Annotated in this window: 17 protein-coding genes; 3 read left to right on the plus strand and 14 right to left on the minus strand. The window is 51.9% G+C overall.

Annotation, left to right across the window (positions count from 1 at the left end; translation table 11 throughout):
- The first annotated feature begins 2 nt into the window (after window positions 1-2).
- From CRO74_RS17195 to CRO74_RS17205, 3 genes are read left to right on the plus strand one after another with little or no spacing between them, the layout of a single operon-like run.
- Window positions 3-2,540 carry a hypothetical protein gene (locus CRO74_RS17195; protein WP_097128650.1) on the plus strand — a complete coding sequence of 846 codons (2,538 nt, stop codon included), beginning with the start codon at window positions 3-5 and terminating at the stop codon, window positions 2,538-2,540.
- A gap of 49 nt (window positions 2,541-2,589) precedes the next feature.
- Window positions 2,590-3,543, plus strand: a complete 954-nt coding sequence (locus CRO74_RS17200; RefSeq protein WP_097127353.1) for an alpha/beta hydrolase — start codon at window positions 2,590-2,592, stop codon at window positions 3,541-3,543.
- Window positions 3,544-3,570: 27 nt separating this feature from the next.
- Window positions 3,571-4,287 carry an SGNH/GDSL hydrolase family protein gene (locus CRO74_RS17205; RefSeq protein ID WP_097127355.1) on the plus strand — a complete coding sequence of 239 codons (717 nt, stop codon included), beginning with the start codon at window positions 3,571-3,573 and terminating at the stop codon, window positions 4,285-4,287.
- Here the strand turns inward: CRO74_RS17205 and CRO74_RS17210 are convergent.
- The 14 genes from CRO74_RS17210 to CRO74_RS17275 form a co-directional block, all read right to left on the minus strand.
- Window positions 4,277-5,077, minus strand: coding sequence for a GntR family transcriptional regulator (locus CRO74_RS17210; protein ID WP_097127356.1), 801 nt, complete (start codon window positions 5,075-5,077; stop codon window positions 4,277-4,279). The genes CRO74_RS17205 and CRO74_RS17210 overlap by 11 nt on opposite strands.
- 151 nt (window positions 5,078-5,228) lie before the next feature.
- Complete coding sequence (locus CRO74_RS17215) at window positions 5,229-6,095, minus strand: alpha/beta hydrolase (RefSeq protein WP_097127358.1); 867 nt, start codon at window positions 6,093-6,095, stop codon at window positions 5,229-5,231.
- Between the two features lie 768 nt (window positions 6,096-6,863).
- Window positions 6,864-7,328, minus strand: a complete 465-nt coding sequence (locus CRO74_RS17220) for a response regulator (protein WP_097127360.1) — start codon at window positions 7,326-7,328, stop codon at window positions 6,864-6,866.
- An 814-nt stretch (window positions 7,329-8,142) separates the two neighbouring features.
- Complete coding sequence (locus tag CRO74_RS17225; RefSeq protein ID WP_097127361.1) at window positions 8,143-8,973, minus strand: LytTR family transcriptional regulator DNA-binding domain-containing protein; 831 nt, start codon at window positions 8,971-8,973, stop codon at window positions 8,143-8,145.
- 207 nt (window positions 8,974-9,180) lie between these two features.
- Window positions 9,181-10,866, minus strand: a complete 1,686-nt coding sequence (locus CRO74_RS17230) for an IPT/TIG domain-containing protein (RefSeq protein ID WP_097127364.1) — start codon at window positions 10,864-10,866, stop codon at window positions 9,181-9,183.
- 33 nt (window positions 10,867-10,899) lie between these two features.
- Window positions 10,900-12,483, minus strand: coding sequence for a hypothetical protein (locus CRO74_RS17235; RefSeq protein WP_097127366.1), 1,584 nt, complete (start codon window positions 12,481-12,483; stop codon window positions 10,900-10,902).
- 43 nt (window positions 12,484-12,526) lie between these two features.
- Window positions 12,527-13,777 (minus strand): glycosyltransferase family 4 protein, encoded by a 1,251-nt coding sequence (locus tag CRO74_RS17240; RefSeq protein WP_097127368.1) that lies wholly within the window; start codon window positions 13,775-13,777, stop codon window positions 12,527-12,529.
- Window positions 13,778-13,799: 22 nt separating this feature from the next.
- Window positions 13,800-15,062, minus strand: a complete 1,263-nt coding sequence (locus tag CRO74_RS17245; protein ID WP_097127370.1) for a glycosyltransferase family 4 protein — start codon at window positions 15,060-15,062, stop codon at window positions 13,800-13,802.
- Window positions 15,063-15,124: 62 nt separating this feature from the next.
- Window positions 15,125-16,789, minus strand: coding sequence for a GMC oxidoreductase (locus CRO74_RS17250; protein ID WP_097127372.1), 1,665 nt, complete (start codon window positions 16,787-16,789; stop codon window positions 15,125-15,127).
- Window positions 16,786-17,673, minus strand: a complete 888-nt coding sequence (locus tag CRO74_RS17255) for an aldo/keto reductase (RefSeq protein ID WP_097127374.1) — start codon at window positions 17,671-17,673, stop codon at window positions 16,786-16,788. The genes CRO74_RS17250 and CRO74_RS17255 overlap by 4 nt, the downstream gene beginning before the upstream one ends.
- A 50-nt stretch (window positions 17,674-17,723) precedes the next feature.
- Window positions 17,724-18,992: a glycosyltransferase family 4 protein gene (locus CRO74_RS17260; protein ID WP_097127376.1), complete on the minus strand. Its 1,269-nt coding sequence runs from the start codon at window positions 18,990-18,992 to the stop codon at window positions 17,724-17,726.
- Window positions 18,993-18,995: 3 nt separating this feature from the next.
- Window positions 18,996-19,880, minus strand: a complete 885-nt coding sequence (locus CRO74_RS17265) for a glycosyltransferase family 2 protein (RefSeq protein WP_097127377.1) — start codon at window positions 19,878-19,880, stop codon at window positions 18,996-18,998.
- Window positions 19,877-21,139 carry an O-antigen ligase family protein gene (locus CRO74_RS17270; RefSeq protein WP_097127380.1) on the minus strand — a complete coding sequence of 421 codons (1,263 nt, stop codon included), beginning with the start codon at window positions 21,137-21,139 and terminating at the stop codon, window positions 19,877-19,879. The genes CRO74_RS17265 and CRO74_RS17270 overlap by 4 nt, the downstream gene beginning before the upstream one ends.
- Window positions 21,136-22,308 carry a glycosyltransferase family 4 protein gene (locus CRO74_RS17275; RefSeq protein ID WP_097127381.1) on the minus strand — a complete coding sequence of 391 codons (1,173 nt, stop codon included), beginning with the start codon at window positions 22,306-22,308 and terminating at the stop codon, window positions 21,136-21,138. The genes CRO74_RS17270 and CRO74_RS17275 overlap by 4 nt, the downstream gene beginning before the upstream one ends.
- Between the last annotated feature and the right edge of the window lie 3 nt (window positions 22,309-22,311).

Here is a 22,311-nt window from a genome sequence, read left to right on the forward strand (position 1 = left end):
CTATGCGCACTCAATTCCTGACCTTTCTTAGTCTGTTAAGTCTGGCTTTGCTTGGCTTTACGACGACCGTCGATACGCCTAACCTCGACAACTCGACGTTGCGGGGAAAGCCGTTCAATAACATCACGTTGGAGGCTTCACTTAAGCCGTTCAAGAAAAATGACAAGGCTTATATCCGGCAGGTAGCTACCGAATTATTTACGCAATGGTCGGCCCTGCTACGGCATACGGATACGGTTTCTGTCATGCTCTGGACGTCGGATGGGTCGGAGATTCTGGACTACAAGGGGAAGCTGGATCAACCGCTGGAATGGGCGCGGTATATCGGCAATCCCAATACGGAGCACGAAGTGGGTTCAGGTCCGAAAGAACTCTCCCTTCACGAACGGGCGTATCTGTACATGGAAAATCCGCCAGCGTTTACGTACGGTGATTTGAAATTTATCATTCAAACGTTAAAAGAAACGGGCAAACGAATAACCGGAAAGCCCGTTCTGATCGGGGCTACGTTCGATCCGGGGCCGGAGTTTGCCAAATCAGAGTTCAAGTACAGAAAACACCCCGAGATTCTGGGTGGCAATGCCATGGGTCACAAAACCATGGTCAGTTGTTACTCGACCCTAAACGCCGACGCCGATGCCTATGCCGGGTTTCCCAAAGGCATTCCGGCCAACACGCCTTTTGGTACCTTTCTGGGGCGGCAGAGCCAGCATTTTCTCACCGATTTAGGCTACGATTACATCTGGCTCAGCAACGGTTTTGGTTTTGGGGTTGAAGGCTGGTCATCGACGGGGGCCATCTTCAACGGCAAAGCATTTGCACCCGAAAAACTAGCGAATACCAAAGCCCTGATTGCCGGTTTCTGGAACCTGTTTCGCAAGGAATGCCCGGCATTTCAGATTCAAACCCGGGGTACGAACCTATCGACCGGGGCCGATTTAGCGCGTGATGGCGTTGATCTAAAACAGATTTACGGCGGCAAGTACAACATGCTTCCTCCGCCTAATTCGCCCTGGGCCGCGTTGGACGGTGATTTCGGGCTGGAAATGGTCGGGTATATGTCGCGCATGGCTGAGCTGCCCGACGAGCGGTATCTGTTCAGGTATTACACACATGACCCTTGGTGGGTCAACAGTCCGTGGCTGGACCGCTACGGGCAGGAGCCGCACGATATTTACCTGCCAATGGCAGTGGCGCGCATCAATGCAAAGGGCGAGATCAGACTGCCTACCCACCTGAACTTCCTGACGGCTGATAATTCGTATGGCGAAATGCCGTCGCAGGTGCCCGACGAAGTAACGCCCCATATTTTGAAAGCCCGCTACGATTCGCCCACGGCACCGGGGCCACTGGTGTGGGTCTATCCGTTTGACGAGTACCATAGCTGGGCCTATAAACAACCTGACCGATTGCCGGAAATCTATTACGGCGACTGGCTCATCCGACAGGCCATCAACAACGGATTTCCGCTGAATACGATCACGTCGACGGGCTCGCTCCAGAACGTATTATCAGCCAAACCCACATACTTTAAGGAGTCTATTCTGGTGTCCATCGTGCCGGACGCGGGATCGTCGCTCGAAAAAACGCTGATCGACTTTGTGCAGCGGGGTGGCAAGCTCCTCGTCTACGGCCCCGCCGACCATGCCGGACCCGCTTTTCTGAATCTGCTGAACCTTCAGAATACCAAGTCCCTTGAGGGCGAGTTTCAGGTTAAGTCAACGATCATGCTCGACGAACTCACCAAAAAGTACCCTGACAGGATTGTTCACAACGCGTTGTTTTCGGGTGGGGGCGTAGCGACACAGGTAAAGAACAGTGCCGATGCTGGAACGAAGGTGCTGGCTCAGCTAATGCAGGGAACAACCCAGCGGGACGTGGTCTGGACGCGCGAAAAGCGAGAATGGAACGGCGGCAAAGTAGCGTATGTTCGCGGCACCAATTCGAGCAAATTCACGGGCGGCAAACTCCTGACGCCCGATGACCCGGAACAACTCTTTACCGGCCCGCTCCTGATGCGCTATGTGCTCAGTCAGTTTGGCCTCGACTACCGGGTCGACAAGCGAAATCCATCCGTTAAGAATCCCGTACTGACTATTTCGCGGGGCAGCAACGGCTTTTTCTTTTCGGGGTACTGCCCCAATACGACCATTACTCATCGGTTCAAACTACCGCAGGGCGCACCCATTCTGACAGGCTACGAAACCGAGTTGGCCAATGGCTATTCGGTCTATTCAATGCCCAAAGCCTGGCATCGGGAGAGCCGGGTATTCATCGACCAGCCCGATGGTATCGTGTCGTGCCAGGAAATGACATCGGGCGTAAAACACATGAAACGATGTATTCGGCTAACGGGCCTGAAAAACGCCACGGTCCGCATCTACCCCGACGATGGCATTACAGATCAGACACTGCATGTCTACACGAATACCAGCTACCCCTGGAAAAAAGGGCAAACGGCCTTCAAATCCGGCGATCAGACGTACGGTAAGCATTACGTAGTCGAAAACGTAACCGGCGATCTGGTAACATTCTGGTGATTGATACTGAGGCCTACCGACAGTTTAAATGCATTAATTGATAACGGAAATGAAAACACACATCGGGAAACTCTTACTGCTGCTGATTGGACTGAATGCCCCATTCGTTTCAGCCACCGACAAGTCTGTATTTCAGCCATTAACACAACCGGAAGTTGCCGATGAACCAACCCGCATCCGCGATGTTGTTTACGGACACAAGTTCGGAACGGCGCTCACGATGGATGTTCTTAAACCGGCTAAACCCAACGGCATTGGTGTTATTTTTACCCTGAGCGGAGGCTGGCATTCGGACATCAGCATGATTGAAAAACGCCGGAAGCATTTCCATTACTTCACCGACCGGGGCCAAACGGTATTCCTTGTCATTCACAGCTCGGCACCCAAATTTCAGGTTAGCGAAGTCATTCAGGATATTCACCGGGCCGTTCGATTCATTCGATTTCACGCGGCCGAGTACGGCGTGAATCCCAATAGGCTGGGTATTTCGGGTATGAGTTCGGGCGGGCACCTGTCCTTGTGCATCGGCACCGGCGTTGGTCGCCCCCGCTTACCGGATACGACGCAGCGAAGCCCCGCTGCTACGCTCGATTCTGTCGACCGGGTCTCCAGTCGGGTGCAGGCAGTGGCCTGTTTCTTCCCGCCAGCCGATCTGGCTAATTTTGGAAATCCGAACCGCTTATTTGTCGAATGCGATACCGTTAGGCGGTACTGGCCGCAGTTTGGCGTTGACGGGAAATCGAGAGCGGAGAAGCTGAGGCTGATGGAGTCGTTATCTCCATTGATGGCCATTGCTCCGGATACCCCGCCAACCCTGATTTTACACGGGACGGTCGACCCGATCGTGCCGCTTGAGCAATCCGAGCGGTTCATTGACAAGCTAAAAAAAACGGGCGTGCCCGCTCAACTGATCGTACATCAGGGTGGCGGGCATGGCTGGGACGAAACCTGGGAGTCGGACCTGGGCGTGCTGGCCAATTGGTTTGAGAAATATCTTCGGTAAATTGCCCAACCTGTCTATGCCCTGTTTATGAACAAAATCTACGTAGTCCTTACCTTACTCATAGTCCTGACCATCAGTGCCAAAGCTCAATCGTCTTCCATCGCCGATTCGGCCACGTATTTAGCAAACATAAAACTGGAACTAACCGTACAGTGGCCCAAAAACCGAACCATCAATCTGGTGTTTCATGGGCATTCTGTACCCGCAGGCTTTTGGCACGACCACGAGGTACATACGCTGGAATCGTATCCGAATCTGGTGCTGGCCCAACTGAAAAAGCAGTACCCCTATGCGGTCATTAATATTATCGTTACGGCCATTGGCGGAGAAAATGCGATAAAAGGACAAGCCCGCTTTGAGCAGGAGGTACTCGTGCATAAACCCGATGTGCTGTTCATCGACTATGCCCTCAACGACCGGTTCTCGGACATCGGCAAGGTGAAAGAAGCCTGGTCGAAGATGGTGGAAGCCGCCCTGGCTCGAAACGTAAAAGTCATCCTTTTAACGCCCTCGCCCGACCAGCGGCTGAACATTCTGGATGCGGCCAACCCGCTGGAGCCGCACGTTCAGCAAATTCACCAGCTGGTAAAGCAGTACAATGTAGGCCTGGCAGACCCGTACACCCAGTTTAAACGGGTAGCCAAAGGCGGGGAACTGACCAACTACATGTCGCACGTGAACCACCCGAACCGAGCCGGTCATGAGCTCATTACCAGCGAAATTCTGAAATGGTTTACGAAGTAATTGGGCTGGGCTGCCGGTAGTCGTGTTCAGGACTGGCAATAACGGCGAACTTATACTTATCGCCGTGGTAATACGACTGTTCAATTTCCACGACCTTGTCGCCGGTGCAGATAACGGCACTGTCGAGCACAAAGACGGGCGTTGGCTTGCTGAGGTCAAAATTAGTGGTGTTGGGTTCCAGAATTTTTACGCCTAGTGTCTGCTGAACTTCGTCGATTTTTAAATGATAGTTGTTCTCGTAGACTTTAAAGTAAGAGACTTCCGTAGGTATTCTGTTGATTTTGGGACACAACGTCAGGGAAATGTATTTGACTTCATCTTTAATTAGTAGCTCATCCGCATAGCGCAGCTGATGAATTTTCAGCGCCGGACCTTCAATGATAAAGTGACGGCCATTGATTTCGGACGAGATGCCGTCCTGTAAAATCGTTTTCTCCAGCACAATGTTCCTGGGGGTAAATCCTTCGGCAATCAGACTATCGTGAAAACCGCGTCGGGTGGCATAGATCGAGCCAAGCGTACGGAGCAAATGGTGATCTTCCGTCCGGTTCAGCACGTAGGTTCCTTTGCCCTTTATTCGCCGTGCCCAGCCTTTGGATTCAATTTCGAGGAGTGTTTTGCGGGCCGTTGTATTACTGATGTTGAATGTTTTGATAAGCTCATTTTCGGATGGGATCTGGTCGCCCGGCAGTAGTTCACCATTTTTTATCTTTTCAATAATGCTCTCGCTCAGCGCAATGAATTTCGCTTTTGGAGGGGTGGATGGAGCCGTTGTCCGTTTCTTTTCCATTCAATTGTCGACAATAATGAGCTAACGTGCCTCAGAAAACAGGCCCTGTCAAAAGGGTTATCGCTTCAGCAAGTTGTGTAAATATAGCAGACCGGGCAATTGATCCCTACCCATAACCGCAGGTGACAAACGCCCGGAACGGGTGAATGGCTTACTTTTTAGGGGCAAAAAAACGCAGGGCATTGTAAATGGCCTGATGGGCAATGGTGGCATGGTCCTCGTCCGGCAGGTAATCGAAGTAGACAGTCATGGTACCGGGCTTACTCTTCTTTATTTTTTCGGCCAGCAGATTGGCATCCACTTCCATAACCCGGGGGATTTCGGTTGGCGTCAGCCCTTCCTTCCCGACACCAATGTAAACGTTGGTTTGCCGGTTTTCGGCGCGTTCCAACGGGCTGGCGTCGAGGTTCAACAGCGAGCCGTTGTCCCACCACAAACTTGGGCTTGTAATGATGTACTGTGTAAAGAGCATGGTTTTTTTCAACAGTACTTCGGTAGCCAGCAGACCTCCTAATGATTGCCCGATCAGGGTCTTAGCCTCATTCGTCCTATAATTCTTCTCCATATAAGGCACCAGTTCTTTTTCCAGAAACTGAATGAAGTTCTCCGAATGGCCAGACGTAGGGTATTTCTTTTTATCCGCGTCAATCGTTGTCGGAAAAGTGAAATCCCGCCGTCGGTCAACCGTGGCAATACCAACAATAATCGACTTCGGGGCTATGTTGATCCACTCAAACGCAGTGAATTGATACAGCCCTACTACGTGAATAAAATCTTCGTCTGCCGAGCCATCCAGCAAATACACTACCGGGTATTTCAGGGTGTCTTTTGGGTCGTAGCCCGGAGGCAGATAGATGTTCAGGGTTCTTTTTTCGTTGAGGATACGGGATTGTATTTCGATAATTTCGCCGAGCACAAATGGCTTTTTACCAGACGGTTGGCTTGCTTTTTGTGCTTGCCCGAATGCAGTCAGGCTAAACAGGATAACGCAGAAAAACAGACTTACTTTTTTAATCACGTTCAGATTAAGTTAGCCGCCATCATCAACCAGTTCGGTACTAATTGGCGGGTTAAATACGGTAGGAGTCTAGTTGACGAAACAAGGGTTCGTATAAAAGTCTGCTAAATTAAGTGCTATTCGATCAAGAAGGAATAAAGTAGTACCTAAAGCACGTAAACCATTTTCGGTAGGCGGGGTTTGTTTCACACACTGCCTATCCGCCTTATGACTATCCGGCTTCAGCAATAGTGGCAGCAACCTAACGAATCTCTCTGGTTTTTACCCGGCCTGATGGGGCTGTTTTCCAAAGAGTGACATCGTCGATACCCTTTAGTTTCAAATCGACACTTTGGGCCAAATTTCCTGGCGAACACTGTGTGAAAACGCGAAAGTCGGATTGGCTTCAGTTACCGGTTCGGTGAAGCGGTTTCTAACGTGAGGGAAAAAGCAGAGCATGCAACTGATATGGCATCGAATGATAATAGTTTTACTATTGTTGCCTTCATTTTCAGTACATATACGCTCAATATATAGTATTATATGGTTATTATTTGTAAGATTTCCTTATTAAGTAAATAAAAACATAGCATGAAGATGCATCTATATTGACTAAAAAAAATTCGATTGTACGTACGATAATTTGTAGATAGCGCCTTAAAATTTAGTACTAACGTTCAGGTTTGATGAATAGTAATTAATCAACGATGAGTTTGACTTTTCTGGGGGTCTACATGAATGACAGACACTTCGTTTTTGAGCAAGCAGAACACGTGAAAAACGCAACAGCTAAGGGTGTGTCGGGAGTGTAACAGCCTCAAGCCAATAGCGTCTGAACGTGTAAAAACAGTTTAACCATTGATGATAACTTATAGGCTTTACAATGTATGAGGCAATGCTGAATGTATACGCTTGTTCTATGTCTTGTCGATCTGTAGAGTTGCTCAACACAACAACGGGTAATTGCCGGAAAACAAGGTGATTTTTCAGAGACTCGAGGAGCGCGATACCATCTTCCCGACGAGGTAAATACAAATCGGTTAGAATAAGTCGGGGAAGTTCTTTCTCCGCCAACAGACAGGCATTTAAATGATTGATTACCTGTGCCGTATTATTCATCCACAATGGTTCTACTTCAGGAAAGCATTGGGAGAGGGCAGAGCGAATTATAAGCCAGTGATCAGCATTATCTTCTATGACTAAAATAGGAATCCTGGGTACTTTACGACGTCGTGTACTGGGTAGCTTAGCCATAGATTTTATAGTAAATGTTGAGCCGGTTTATTCAAATCAAATATATCCAGAATAACACTTACTTTTTCGTTGGACTAGAATTTTGTTCCTCCTTTTTTAATATACTTATCGTACGACATTTTTTTTATTGAAAACCTATTCTTCTGAATGAATATGTTAATTGGTGAATTGAGGAAGTGGTTTATAATGTCTGATTTATATTAATTTCTTTTGTATTAATGGCTTAAAATAATAAAATAAAAGTAAAAAAAATAAGTCACCAAAATAAGTATATTAATTAAGTATACTATTTACAATCGACTGAATTTCAGTGACTAAGTTGGCCATAGAAATGAAATGTCTAGAATAGAATTGTTCTACCTAAAAGGTATTTTTTACTTGGGTTAACTATAAAAACTACCTACCTGAATAAAATCGCTGGAAGTGACGTTTGATTTATCATGACTCTTTTTTACAACGCAGAGTACATAGTTGTTTAAAAGTGATGTTGTTGAGCGCATGTTCATCAGGAAAAGGCGCTTTTTAGGGTATTTAATTGGCTTCTTCAGGTGTAAATTTTTGCTAAAGTGTATCATAAAAGTTATTTACGGTTTATTTAAATCGATTAATAGTTTGTCAAGATCGAAGAATGTATTCATGTGCGGATTTATTTATGGGAATTTCTTTGTGAGATAGATAAAATCGGATGACTGGCCAATCATAACGGGAATGAACTAAGCAAATTAGTCTAATGCTCTGATGAGCATACAGTTACCTAAGACGACCAGGGTGCATTTACGTAACACAACGAGGAAAAGTTTTTATTTAAATTGGTCTATTTGTTGGTGAGAGATGGCTTAGGTAAGCTGGGTAGTGAGGCTGTCTGCAACCAGAAGCGGCAGACCCGCTCAATCGTTTGTACAAAAGACAACTGGCCATCCTGTAAAGAAATGACCGAATTCGCCTGCCGTTTGTAGCCATCGCTAATTAGTGTATCGGCTGGTGTAACAAATAAGATGACGGGTATCCGGCATAAGTAAGGGTCCCGTTTGAGCCGTTGCAGCGTCTGAAGCCGCTCCACTGTAGTTGTACGGGCATCCAGTAAAATAAGCGTTGGAAGTTCTTCGGCAGAAATTCCGGCCAGATGATCGGGTAGTTGGTTGCTTTGCTCCGCAATTTGCAAACGGTACTGAGGCCAGCGTTGGCTCATCATCTTTGTAACAATAGGCTCGCAGGACGGATCGTCGGTAACCAGCAGAATTGATTGCTTCGAGACGTTTTCCGAAGGAGCCTTTTTGGTTGAGCTTATCGTAAATGTAACCGCTGCGCTGGCTTTTTCAGCATCTGCTGCTAAACGGTGGTCAAGGGCTTCTGCCACTTCGTTCCAACGTCGGCGGCTCACCGGAAAAATAAGTCCACTCTCAAGTTGAATCTCGCCGGCCATTTTCTGACGGGGAGGAGCTGTTAGGGTCCGGGCGTAAATCGGGTTAATGAGCACACTCTTGTGGGTCCGGATAAAGCCCGGTAACTCATCCTGTAAATAGCTGATTGGTTTCGCTAACAGTTTTTTATCGCCGTTACGATAATAAATCCAGCAGTAATTGTTAGCGCCTAATAAATGGGTGATGAGGTTTGGATGTTCAAGGGCCGGTTTTATAACGCTCATGGTAAAAGGTAGAGATATTAAAAAGTGGTCAGGCTTACCAACGGTTTACACCAGAAAATATCGGTTTATATAGTCTACACTTTGTGTAAGGGTACTGTTTCAAGTTTACCTTAAAATTATCTACTGAACTAGTAGATTAATAGGGCCGGGCCTGCCTTTTTAGAAACAGGCCCGGCGGGAAACGTACAAAACAGCGTTCCTCAGGTCTTACCGGTCGTAGTCGGTCGCTTGTGGATTGACATTTGTCCAGCCCGAAACCCAGTTGTCTGTACCAAAAGCGCCCCGATAAGTCACCGACGTAAAGAACGAATTAGCCAGTTTGCCTCCGGTTACGGCACCCGTCAGGAGGGGTGAGCCGGTTTGTGGGACAAAAGCCGGCGAACTGAGGGTGAGGTTGCCCGGATTCAACAGCAGCGTTGCGACATCAGACGTTGCTATAATCTGGTTGGATCGTCCGGCTCCTGTGAAGTAGGTTGTAGCCTGCTCAGGGGTGTTCGATCCGGCACCCACTACGGGTGTTAGCGCATTGGCAACAACGATGCCTTTTAAATCCAGCGTTCCGCTCGTAAAGTTGGCCTGCGGCCCAACAGCAGCTCCTTCCAGGTAAACCCCCACCGGAAAGCCGTATACCAGCGAGTTATAGATGGAAACAGCGGTATTTCGGCGCAGGTATATGCCCGCATTGTATAAGCCGGTGGTAGGAGCGGTACTATAGGCGAAGCTGCTGAAGTTGGCGAAGGTCGGTGCCGTTTGCGTATAGCCGTTAATGGCCGTTACTGCCGTCACATCGCTGGTTTCGGCAGACTGGTAATTGTCGACTTCAAAGCCGTTCGAGCCGGAGGGGTCGCCCACACTCACGTCCCTTAGCGACACGCCGAATTGTACGTTACCCACATAGCCCCAGTCGGCACTCCAGTCGTCGTCGAACGCCCGGTACGAAAACACGTTCTTTAATCGGGCAGTCCCGCCAAACCAGGCAAACGCATCACTGCCGCTGTACGACACCTGCACGTGATCGATAACAGTGTTAGTTCCAACGCCAATCAGTGTCAGGCCGCCGAGTCGGCTGGCGGGTGTGGTTGGCTGGGTCGCTCCGGCGTATTCGATGCGCACATATTGCATTGTACCCGAGTTGTCCAGGGGTTCTCCGTAAGCTTCGACCGTACCCCGAACGCCATTCGGGTAAGCTGCTGTGCGGGATTGATTAACCGGCGCTTTTCCGATCAAAACAACACCGCCCCAGTCGCCATAACTACGCTGACCGGCTGCTTTGGACGAGGTAAACACGATGGGCTGTGTGGGGGTGCCAATGGCAATCAGCTGCGCCCGACGCTCAACGATCAGCGCGCCCGGATAATTAGTGCCGTTGGGATCCATTTCGGGACCGGTGCCTTTGATAATCGTTCCCGGCTCAATAGTCAGCTTGTAATCGGCCGGGATGTAGACTTGTCCCCGGAGTACGTAAATCGTATCTTTTTTCCAGGTCAGGTTGGCAAAGGTCGTTCCGCGTACCTCTTTGGTGGGTTTCAGACCCGGAAGGGCAACGGTAAATGTTCCGGCGCTTTGGGCCGTCTGACCGTTGGCCGTTACCGAAACGGGACCGTTGGCGGCACCCGCTGGCACCACGACGACCAGTTTAGTTGGCGAGGCCGACACTACCGTGGCCGTAACGCCCCCAATGGTAATGGTGTTGCTGGCCGGATCGGTGCTGAAGTTCGTTCCCGTAATGGCAATGGTGCTACCCACCGGAGCCGTAGCCGGATCGATAGACGTTATTGCCGTAACGGCGGGCTGCGGGTCGGGATCGACGGGATCTTTTTTACAGGCCACAAAGGCCAGCGAAAGGCTCAACAGCAGGAGCAGTGCGGACAAAAGTTGTTTTACATGTTTCATAACTGGGTATTAGTTGGGTAAGATGATGACTGTTTAGGACTGAAGTGTACATTCTAAAATGCGGTGACCTTCAATGGCAATGGGTAATTCGCGGATGATCCGGACCCGGCCGGTTTCGATGAAATACTCGATCTGATAATTGCTGCTTTCATCGATTACGTAGAAGTGCGGCACCACCGACCGGGTGAAATGCTGGCTCGGGATGATGTCATTGACCTGATACTTTTCGCGAACCGATTTCAGCACCTTGTGCTCTACGGTAGCGCTCAGGATATTCGTTGGTTGCGTTGCGGTATCCCAATCCAGCAGATAACGAACCTTCGTTGTCTTGTCGTGGAACCAGATGGGCAGGAAGTAATCGGCGGTTTCGACAAAGACGGGGTACGCTTTGTTCAGTTGCGGCAGGTAGCTCAGCACCCCGCTGGGAAAGACATTGACTTTTCGGTTCTGGTAGAAAATAAATCCCGCCAGCGCGAGTATATAAAGGGGCAGGAACTTTACCCGAACCGCAACACGGCCCGGCTGTAACGGGCGACGATCCAGAAAAAAGTAGACGGCATACACCAATTGATACACGACCAGCAAATGACTCGGCCACAAGTACCGGCTGATGAACACCGACCGAAAAAACAGAGACACAACCAGGGCGATACCCACCGGAACCAGATACAGAAAGCCCGCCAGCAGGTAAAAGGTAAAGGCTTTGTCGGCGATGAGAAACTGAAACCGGGTGGTTCGCAAACGCGGCAGGGCGATGTACACCCACAACCCCACAATGAGCAGAAACCGTAGAATGGGCAAAACTTTAAAGACGGATTGCCGTTCGAGCGAGGACGAAAGCGACGGAGCCAGCTCACCGACAACCGTAAAAAAAGACGACAACGTGGGCACCGGAATCCAGGAGTGGGGCTTGCCTGCTTCGGTCTGAATGGCGAAGTTGGGATACCAGAGCAGGAGCCAGATCACCAGAATCAGCACATGTGCCCCTACTAAATAGGTGTATCGTTTATTCCCGGACCACAGAAACAAACTGGCGAAAAAAGCACCGGAGGCCGCTGTGTAAAACAACCCGAAACTATGAGTGAACACAATCAGTAACCCAAGTACGAAAAATGCGACTAACGATTCTACGCGCTCGGGGGCGGTAGTGAGCTGATGCAACACCATGAAATACCCGAAGCTGATGAGCAGAAAAAGCGAATAGCCGCGAATCTGGGTCGATAATGTCAGGTTCAGGTAGGTGAATGCAACGATGAGGCTGATGAGCAGGAAGTTCCTGACCGGCGTGCCGATAAGCACCGTTGTATACTGGTAAAACACGGCAAGCGTAGTAGAAAAAAGAAGCACCGAAACCGCCCGTAGAAACTGCGGATTCTCACTGATGACATGCCCAATGAACCAGTACAGATTCGGAAAAATGGGTGGATTCTGGTCCATGTTACTCACCAGCGCATCATTCATGTGCGCCAGGGAAGGGTCAGAAATCAGGATATAACTCAGCACCTCATCCATCCACAGCCATTTCTCCTTGAAAAACAACGAGACGATCAGGCTAATCGAGAAGATAAGCAGCAGGGCTATACTCAATAAAATGATCTGTTTTCTTCGCTGATTCACCTTCGTAACGGGTTTGAATACTATCTTTTTCGCTTGTCAGTGTTTACCCTTTGTAAGCTGGGTCAACGCTCAGTTGCGCACTGCTTGCCTCAGCGCTTTTGGCCGTCTTTGGGCTCATACAGTGCTTTTTATAAAGCGACACGTATTGATCGGCGACTTCCTCAATCGGAAATCGCGTTTGCACAATCCGGATTGCGTTGGTCGAGCACCGTTTGTAGAGTACCGGATCGGACAGGAGTTTATCGACGGCCTCCACCATCTCGTCCACCTTCGTAACGTCGACCAGCAGGCCTCCATCTTCCACCACCCAGGCCACCGCCCCGCTGTCTTTTCCGGCCACAACGGGCACGCCAAAACTCATGGCTTCGGCCATTACCATGCCGAACGATTCTTCGAGGGAGGCATGCAGCAACACTGTACTCTGAGACACTTTATCGAGTACCTCCGCGTAGCGCGTCGAGCCATGCAGCACCACGTTGGGTATTTGATGCTCCCGGCAGAAAGCGTCGGCATGTTCGCCAGGTTCGAAGGCTGTGCCAAAGGCCCAGAGGACCGCATTCGGGTGCCGCTGCTGAATGCCTTTAAACGCCAGCAGGGCATTTTTGCTATTCTTTCGGTCGTCCCAGCCGTTCACAACCATGCTGATGGTGGGCACTTCCGACCGGGTCGAATGCCGTCCTTTATCGGGCATCGGCACCGGGTTAGGCACCACGGCTACAGGCTCGGTTATCCATTGCTGTACGGTGCCGGCCATGTAGGGCGATACCGCCGTGAACCATCGGCCCCGCTGAAATACGTACCGGGCGAGCAGCAGATGGAAGAAGCGATTCAGCGTACGAACGTAGTTGAAAATTATCCGGGCGTTGTCGTGTACGGTAATGAGCGCGTTGGGTGTGTACGTCAGACCTGCCAGCGCGTACTCATACGTCCAGTGAGCATGTACCACATCGGGCTTATACTGCTTCAGCACGGCCACCATCTGGTTTCGCTCGAAGCGGAAAAAGTCGGCGGTGCGGCCGGGGCGTTTCCCGTTGGGGCGGAACGTATGTTTTCGTTTAGGAACCACCACATAGGTCAGCAACGGGTCGGTATACACAAACGGCGGCTCATCGTCGGCCAGCTGATCGTCTATGGTAATGGCCAGCACCTTATACCCGCGAGACAGGTATTCGTTAATGAGATTACTGATCAACGGAGCCCCCGGCTGTCCTTTCGGGTACGAGCCGAGTTGCCGCCGGGCGGCCTCCGTCAGCAGGTCGTTCGTTGCAATAGAGCCCAGGATACTGATGTACATGTTGGTTGTTGAGTTAGTTTGACTATTCCTGACTGACGGCCATGACCACGCTGGCGGACTGACCCATGAGGGCGGTGTAGTATCGGCGGATAATGTGGTCCACTTTCAGCTCCCACCGTTGCTGTTGAGCAAAGTGAAAGGCATTGATTCCCATGTTAACCCGCTTTTGTTCGTTGTGATACATCCAGGTAATCGCTTCGGCCAGCCCCTGTGCAACGGTTTCCGGATCGGTAACGGGCACCCGAATACCGGTCGAATCATCCACTAGCTCGGCCTGTCCGTGGAGCTTCAGCGTTACTACCGGCAGGGAGTAGCCCATAGCCTCCATCAACTGAGCGGGGCCGGTGTCGCGCAGGCTCGTGAACAGAAATGCGTCGGCTTGGCGGTAGTATTCCTTCACCTGCTCGTAATTGACCTTGCCAACCCATGTAACCCGTTTGCCGAGGTTGTATTTCTCGATGTACTCAGGAACGAACTGCCCCATTTCGCCATCGCCCACAATCGTTAGGTGAATGGGTAGCTGCGGGTCTACTTTGCTCATGCCATGCAGGGAAAGTTCAAGCGCTTTGCGGGGCATCAGTCGGCCAACCCAAACCAGCTCCAGTGAATCATGGGTGGGGCGATGAATGGGTTTCGACGGGATAAAGCGGGCACCCACCCCCCCGAACTCCTTCTCAACACCTTTGGTCCGGCCCATCGCTGCGATCATCTGGCGGGTGTCTTCGTTCCAGGCCAGCACATAATCGGCCTGGCGGACAGACTGGTAGCAGCCGGGATTGAAATGACGCATAAGATCGCTCACCCACGACCGCATCTTCTCCTTCAGCCAGTGAGATTTAAAGTAATGGCGCATGGTGGCGGGGGCTTCCTGACCACCGCCAACGGGGCCGTAGATAAAGGGTAATTTGAGTTTATAGAGGTAACTACCCAGTTGCAGACTGGTGTAACTGACGTGATGGACCAGGTCGAACTTGTGCTTTTTCGTGAGTTTCAAGGCCGACTGCAACGCAGTCCACTGCCAGTAGAGGTAATGGAAATACATGCCCAGCAGACCAAACGAACCGGCTTTTTCGGCCCAGCCGGGCAGCGTAACGAACTCAAAATTCAGGTTAGGGTATGCGCACTGGCGGAGCTTCTGTTCGATTTCGGCTTTGCCGATGTCTCTGGTCAGGCACCATACTTCATACCCCTGCTGGCTAACCAGCGATGAGTAGAACCAGCCGTTCCCCTCCTCCGACCCTCGGTCGGGAATGCAGGCGTAGGCAGAAATAAGTACTTTTTTCATAACGTAAGGGAGTCAATGCACTGGTGAAAAGGGTGAAGGGTCAATGGCTAGTGGATCATGCGTTAGGGTTTAGTTTTCAGGTAGTTCGCCAACTGCAGGGCGTGTGCAACAATGGTAAGGGTCGGGTTGGCATGTCCGCCGGTTGGAAACACCGACGAGCCCGCCACATACAGGTTGTGCAAGCCGTGTACTTTGGCGTCTCGATCGACCACGCCTGTCTGCGGATCATCAGACATCCGGGTGGTGCCGATGTGGTGCGAGGCCGAGTTAAAGGTCTTGAACAGTTCACGGAGGTAGCTTCGTAGACCCGGTTCCGAATACCTTATTTCGCCCATCTTTTTCTCGACAAACGTCCTCACGAATAGAGCGTGTGTTTTAACGATCGACTCAATGTCGGCTTCCAGAAAAGCGAGCTGGACTTCGGCTCTGGGCATACCAAATGAGTCTTTCTGCGAGTCGGACAAACGCACCCGGCTGGTTCGGTTAGGCGACTGTTCTGCCTGGAAATACAAACCCCAGTATTCGTTCCGTCGGGAAGGCAGCAGGAACGGCAACCGGCGTTTCGCCATGCGTTTCAGCCCGATCTGGATCAGATTCGGCACATCCATCAGGCCGTTGCGGGCAATGTTGACGGTATGCTCACGGAGGTCGGGTATCAACTGTTTCGCCTTACTCACCGACCGATGAAACGAACGCTGGCTCAAAATGGACAGTACCGATTTGACCACGAAGCGGGAGGAAAACAGGACGTCCCGATGGCCGGTTTTCTGGGTGGGGTGGTATAAAAAAAAGATGGTGTTCAGTAGCTTGTTTCGAACCTGAACCGGCTCAGGGAACCACCAGCGCCGTCGGCAGTAGACCCCTCCCGCATCCCGTTCGAAATCGGCCATGAGCTTTTCTTTGTCGTGCAGTTTCAACTCCGCATAGGTGCCGCTGATGTGCACCATGTAATAGCGCCCTACATTGTCGTGCTGGTTGCCGAGGCCGGTAGGAAAGCGGTCGTTTGTCGAGACCAGCAGCAGCCGGGCATTTTCAATGCCGCCGGTTGCCAGCACAAAATCACGCGCCTGAACAGACAGCATTTTGTCGGTCATGGACACATCGACATGACTAACGCTATCGGTTGTGTCCTGCGTTTGCAGACTGATAACGTGCGCATCCAGCAGCACCCGAATGTTGGGGCTGTTTTCCAGTTGTTTCTGGTATGTTTTGCCGAAATGAACGGGCGGACTCCAGCGTTCCAGCGGGTAGGAGACCAGTCCATCGGAGTCTAGTCCTTCCAGAATTTCCTGTTTGTTTTCCGGAAAGGCCTTTTGGGCGTTGAACTCAAAACGGCCGATCTGGCACAGCTCGGCCGCCTGCTCGTAATAGGGATGCAGGTCTTGATAAGTCATTGGCCAGCCGCTGTCGGGCACCCAGGAACGGGCTTTGAAATCGACCGGCTCGAAGGGCATACAACGACCACCCCAGGCCGACGACGTACCACCAAACTGGCGTCGGCGGTTTTCTTCCAGCGGTTCATGAGAACCTCTGGGCGAAACGGCGCCCCGGTATAAATCCTGGTTTGAGATGGTTTCGGACCAGTTGCCGCCCGTGATCATAATGACCGAGAACGGGGAACCATCCAGGCTAAGTGCCATTGAAATAGCTGCCGGACCACTACCAATAATGCATATATCGGCGTCGAGCGTGTGACCTGGCGGGAACGTGTTTTTTGTGACGATCATGACAGGAGTTGGTTAAGTCTCGACAAATGAGGACGCAGGGGTTCTACGTACCGCAGGGCATCGATGTTGTGCCGGAGATGCCCCAGATTACTGGTGCCGAACAGGGTGCTGTCCGCCTTTCTTTCCGCCAGTACAGCCGCAATCAGAAACTGCGGCAGTGAAATGTTGGATAGCCCGTCCAGCTGGCGAATGACATCGGCATTCCGGGAAAAGGTATCCTTGAGGGACTGGTAGGGGCGTAGGGTCTGGTTGGCGATTACCGGAATCTGGTGCGCCCGGCATAAGGCAAGAATGGGCGATGCCCCGTCTTCCTGCCAGCAGGTCGACGTTTGCACCAGTTGCACCTGTCCGCTTTGGATGCCTTCTTCCACCACGCGGTAATCGTTGGTCGACACCCCCGTGTACCGGGCCAATCCCCGCTGCCGGATTTGCGCCAGTCCATCCCAGCTATCGGCATCGGCCAGGTCGGCCCAGTCGGGTTCGTGCAGCAGCAGCGCATCGACTGCTTCAACCCGCAGTCGTTTGTTGCTTTGCCGGACACTGTCGATCAGGTACGCCGATGTGTAGTTCTTTCTGGCCCCCACCCGTTGTATGATCTTCTTGCCAATCTGGTTCAGGGGCGACAGCCAGCCGGGTGTATGCACACGCGGAAGCCCGGCTTTGGTGACCACAAAAAATGGTAATTCTGTTGCTTTAATGCTCTGGGAAATGAGCCGTTCGGCATCGCCGGAACCATAAAAATCGGCCGTATCGATCAGGTTGATTCCCTGTTCAGCCGCTACCCGCAGAAACTCCACGAACTCGTGTGTTGCCAGTCGACTTCCCAGCGATGCAGCCCGGCTAGTGCCAATACCTAGTGGTGATAGTTGATCCAGGGTTATCATGATGAGAAGGGTTAGCGTGCGTAACGTTCTAAAAGCCGGTGAAAAGCTGCTTAGCTTCGTTTGAGTGCCGCCGAATAAGCGGGTGTTTTAGGCAGGACAGACGGATACAGTTCGTCGAGGAACACCCTGATCTTGGTTTCCCAAACCTGCGTCTGTGCGAAGGCGTACCCCGCCTGACCCATAGCCAGCCGCTCCGTTGGGTGGTGGTACATCCACTCGATGGCGCGGGCCAGATCGGCCACCACCTGCTCCTCGTCGGTCACTTTCACCCGCAGGCCGGTTGCTTCCGATACGAGTTCGGACTGGCCGTGCAGATCCAGCGTTACCACGGGCAACGAGTAGGCCATGGCTTCCAGCAGTTGATGCGGGCAGGAGTCGCGCAGGCTCGTGAAAAAGAATACGTCCGATTGCTCGTAGAATTCCTTTACTTCCTGGTAGGATACATGCCCCACCCAGTTCACCCGGTCGCGCACGTTGTAGCGGTCGAGGTAGTGCGGCACCTGTTCGGCCATTTCGCCTTTACCGCCCACAATGGTGAGCGTAACCGGAATGGCCCGATCCACTTTCCCTAAAGCCTGAATGGTTAATTCGAGGGCTTTGCGGGGTAACATGCGGCCTGTCCAGAGTAATTTTAGCTGATTGCCGGGGTAATGCTCCGTTGGTTTGGCGGGCAAAAAGGAAGGGCTCAGGCCTGCGTCCCAGATCCGGTCGATGGGGCGTGTCGGGCGGAGTTTCCGGGCCAGGGCAAAGGTGTCCATGTTGGTCACGACCAGCCGGTCGGCGGCAGCTACGGATTTATAGAAGCCCGGATTGACGTACTGAAGCATCGTGCCTACCCAGTCGCGCATCCACTCCCGCGACCAGTACTGGCCAAAGTACCGCTTCATGTTCTTGGGGGCCCGCTGCCCGCCACCTACCGGACCAAAAATGAACGGCTTGCGTAGTTTGTACATGAAGCTGCCCAACTGAATGCTGCCGTAGGTAACATGGTGAACCAGGTCGAACCGGTGGACCCGGTCCAGCTTTCGAGCCAGCTTCATGGCGCTCCACTGCCAGTAGAGGTAATGAAAATACATGCCGATCAGGTTGGAATTGCAGAACCTATCCACCCATTTCGGCAGGAGTACGTAATGAACCGTCAGGTTGGGGAAGAACCCCTCGGCCAGTATGGAATCAATGGATGTTCGGCCGTCTTTTTTGGTCAGACAGTGAACCTCCAGTTCATTCCTGCTCAGTGTTGTGGCGTATGTCCAGCCCGTTCCTTCTTCAGAACCATGATTGGGAATGCAGGCGTAGGCGGATAGAAGCACTTTTTTCATGGCTTATAGCGGTTTCATCAGTTTTACTTTACGCAGTAAAAAACCCGTGCAGATTCGACCCACGTCGAAACAGAAGTAGAGCGCTTTCGTCTTGGAATGGTCGATGGCGAAGTTGTAGCGTATCCGCAGGTTGGTGGGCGACTTGATGGAGGTAAAGCTGTCGATGAATTCCTTCAGCGTTATTTTGCGCTCCACCTGAATACCCGTTGCCTTCACGTATTCATACACCACACTCGGCACGTTGACGATGAGCCGGTAGCCCGCCTTCCGCGCCCGCACCGAAAACTCGATGTCGGACATGTAGTGAATGTATTTCTTGGAATCGTAGAGCCCGATCTTATCGAACACTTCCATCGGAATCAGCGTGCCCCGGCCCGGCAGGGAGTGCGACTCGACGTAGGAGGTCTTGGCAGCCAGTTCGCGGTAGCTGTTGTTATAATCTTCGCACAGGTGTCGGCCACCTGCCGTGTACAGTTCGAAGGAAGCCCCGGCGTATTCCAGCTTTTCGGGGTTGTCGCTGTCCACACTCACCGATCCAATTAGGCAGGGCTTGTATTTCCGGTAAGCGTCCAGCATGGTTTGCAGGTAGTCTGGTGCTACGCGGGTGTCGTCGTTAAGGGTCAGGATGAAATTTTCCTGGCGTTTGTCCTGCGTTTTCTGGGCGTAGCGAATGCCCCAGTTCGTGGCTTCCGTCCACCATAAATTACCGTCGCCTTTCAGGACAACGACCTCCGGAAACTCCTGGCCGATCATGATATCGGTACCATCGGTTGAGCCATCGTCGACGACAATGACCTGAAAATTGCGATAGGTTTGCGCCGAAAGGCACGCCAGGCATTGCCGGGTGTACTCAAGGCGGTTGTGGACAGGTATAACGATACTAATCATAACAGTGATTGGCTTTGGGTTAACTCAGTGGATTGTAATGGATGGGTAGAATCGATCTCCTCGAAGGGCGTATACTCAACAGGGAGTTCGGGCGCGGGGCGTTTGAGACCGTAATACATGCCCAGCCCAACAAATCCCCAGAAAAAGACGGGTAACTGATACGAAACGGCGTACACAAGGCCGCTGACGATAAAGCCGAAGAGGACGGTCTGCTCAAGGGTGAACACCCGGTTTCGGCGGTACATGACCCACAGCGTACCCAGTATGATGAGCAGGTTGATGAGCAGCCCCGCAAATCCGTAATTGTAGAGCATGTCGATGTACTGCGAGTGGATGATGGTGCCCTTCTCGGGGAAATCTTCATTCTCCATGATCTCGCCCTTGTCGTAGCCAACGTACCGCCAGCCCAGCATGGGTTTGTCCGGGATTTTGCTCAGGTAAAACTCTGACTGTTCCAGCCGCCAGCTACCCGTATTGTCATCTTTGGGGTCGAGGATGCCGCCGATGTTTTCCAGAAAGCCCGCCACTTTATTGTCGGGCAGCATACCCGCCAGCGGAGCCACCAGCACCAGCAGCACCGCAAACGTGGCAATGGTGCGGCCCATCGGGAAGCCACGGGTTGGTAGCTTGCCCATTACCGACAGACCAGCCACTACGCCAATGGCAATGAAAGCCGCTGAGATCACCGAGCGGTGCAGCAGGAAAACGATGAATGCGAAGGTGAACAGCGTGAGCAGCAAATCCCGAACCTGACGATCGCGCAGGTAAAGCATCAGGTAATACAGACACGGAATAACCAGATAAAGCGCTTCGTTGGAGGTTACGGTACGGCTCTCGGAGGTAAGGTTATAGCTGAAAATCTGTCCCAGAAACAACTGGTTGATGATGTAGAAGCCGAAAATCAGGAGCACAATGTGCTGAACGCTTATGTCGCCCACCTTCCGCGCAATGGCATAGGTGAGCAACGCCAAACCACAGTAGGCAAAGCGTTTGATGACGAAATAGGAGTAAACAAACTGCCCGTAATCGTATTTCGATTCGAGAACCAGACCGATAACGCCCAGCAGAATCATCCAGGCCGCCACTTTGTAGATACCCGGCTGGTCGAAATAATAGACCACCAGCCCGACGATACCAATCAGCGCGGTACCGCTAACGGCCTTATCGAACAGCGGATTCAGGGCGTTGCCCCCATAAATCAGGGCACTCATCCCGAACAGCAGGAGAAAGAGGACGAACCGATAAACCCAGATCATCATAAAACAGGTGCCAGTTGAGTGACGGCATCGGCAGGAACACCCGCCGTTTGCCGGTAAAATGAAAGTAGTTTTTCGAGATTACCCCGGTGATTGAACGATACGGCGGCATTAGCCCGCTGGGCACCGGTCAGTTGTTTCCGCCGGGTCGAATCGAGGTAACGGGCTACCTCAGTGGCCAGCTCGGCGGGCTTTGTGCCGCTGAAAAGGCCAGCGTCTTTGGGGAGCATTTCGGGAATACCGCCCACGGGCAAAGCCAGCACGGGCGTTTCCACGGCAAAAGCTTCGACAATGGAGTAGGGACAATTGTCGTTGAGGGCGGTGTGAACGTACAAGTCACTCTGGGCCACTAACTGCCAGGGCGCGGCCTGCCGACCCAGAAAACGAACATGGTTGTTCAGATCAAACTGCTGGGTTAGCTGTTCGTAATCGGCGCGTTTCGGACCATCGCCAATCAGCCAGATCATAAAGTTGTGAATACCCCGGCTGCGGAGCTTGCGCCCGATCTCCAGCAGGAGTTTCTGGTTTTTTCGCTCGTCGATATAACCCACGTTGCTGATAACGAACGTATCAGGGGCCAGACCATCGGGGCGGCTCTTGCTCACCGAACCCGCCAGCCGAACCGTGTTGCGGAGGATTTGCTTGTTGACGTTAGCCGGTAACAGGTGCTTCGACTGGTTGTAGGCGTAGTTCGAGACGAAAATGTAGTTGCTGATGTACGAAAACAGGTACACGTACCAGCTCGTGAGCCGTTTAGTGAAGCCGGGCTTAAGGGAAAAGTGGTCGACTAGTTCCTTTACGGGGTCGTCGTTGAAGTGGCAGGTCAGCACAATGGGTGCCCGCCGACCCAGCGCCAGGTAAGCCGCCACACCGGAGCGGGGGTCCTGCGCGTGAATGAGGTCGATGTTGGCGTTCCGCCACTTACGGGCAGACAGGTAGATGCCGGTGAAATACGCAAACTCGTCGTACAGCACAAAAAACGCACCACCCAGAGGCCGCATCACCCGCTTCAGGATGCCCAGGAATTTCCGCCAGAGAACGGGCGTATTCGTCGCATCAACGGTATGCACGCCAACCCCGGCATCGGCCAGATCGCTGGCCAGTGCTTTGGTATAGGTAACAACACCCGAGGGTGAGTTTGGGGCGAGATACGTGGCAATCAGTACATTCATGGC

This window comes from Spirosoma fluviale (genome assembly GCF_900230225.1).
GTDB classification, from domain to species: domain Bacteria; phylum Bacteroidota; class Bacteroidia; order Cytophagales; family Spirosomataceae; genus Spirosoma; species Spirosoma fluviale.

Coding starts and splice junctions, on each gene's coding strand:
- CRO74_RS17250 (WP_097127372.1), bottom strand. CDS start 16,789: ATGATCGTCACAAAAAACACGTTCCCGCCAGGTCACACGCTCGACGCC.
- CRO74_RS17230 (WP_097127364.1), bottom strand. CDS start 10,866: ATGAAACATGTAAAACAACTTTTGTCCGCACTGCTCCTGCTGTTGAGC.
- CRO74_RS17275 (WP_097127381.1), bottom strand. CDS start 22,308: ATGAATGTACTGATTGCCACGTATCTCGCCCCAAACTCACCCTCGGGT.
- CRO74_RS17270 (WP_097127380.1), bottom strand. CDS start 21,139: ATGATGATCTGGGTTTATCGGTTCGTCCTCTTTCTCCTGCTGTTCGGG.
- CRO74_RS17220 (WP_097127360.1), bottom strand. CDS start 7,328: ATGGCTAAGCTACCCAGTACACGACGTCGTAAAGTACCCAGGATTCCT.
- CRO74_RS17205 (WP_097127355.1), top strand. CDS start 3,571: ATGAACAAAATCTACGTAGTCCTTACCTTACTCATAGTCCTGACCATC.
- CRO74_RS17210 (WP_097127356.1), bottom strand. CDS start 5,077: ATGGAAAAGAAACGGACAACGGCTCCATCCACCCCTCCAAAAGCGAAA.
- CRO74_RS17240 (WP_097127368.1), bottom strand. CDS start 13,777: ATGTACATCAGTATCCTGGGCTCTATTGCAACGAACGACCTGCTGACG.
- CRO74_RS17255 (WP_097127374.1), bottom strand. CDS start 17,673: ATGATAACCCTGGATCAACTATCACCACTAGGTATTGGCACTAGCCGG.
- CRO74_RS17200 (WP_097127353.1), top strand. CDS start 2,590: ATGAAAACACACATCGGGAAACTCTTACTGCTGCTGATTGGACTGAAT.
- CRO74_RS17245 (WP_097127370.1), bottom strand. CDS start 15,062: ATGAAAAAAGTACTTATTTCTGCCTACGCCTGCATTCCCGACCGAGGG.
- CRO74_RS17260 (WP_097127376.1), bottom strand. CDS start 18,992: ATGAAAAAAGTGCTTCTATCCGCCTACGCCTGCATTCCCAATCATGGT.
- CRO74_RS17225 (WP_097127361.1), bottom strand. CDS start 8,973: ATGAGCGTTATAAAACCGGCCCTTGAACATCCAAACCTCATCACCCAT.
- CRO74_RS17195 (WP_097128650.1), top strand. CDS start 3: ATGCGCACTCAATTCCTGACCTTTCTTAGTCTGTTAAGTCTGGCTTTG.
- CRO74_RS17265 (WP_097127377.1), bottom strand. CDS start 19,880: ATGATTAGTATCGTTATACCTGTCCACAACCGCCTTGAGTACACCCGG.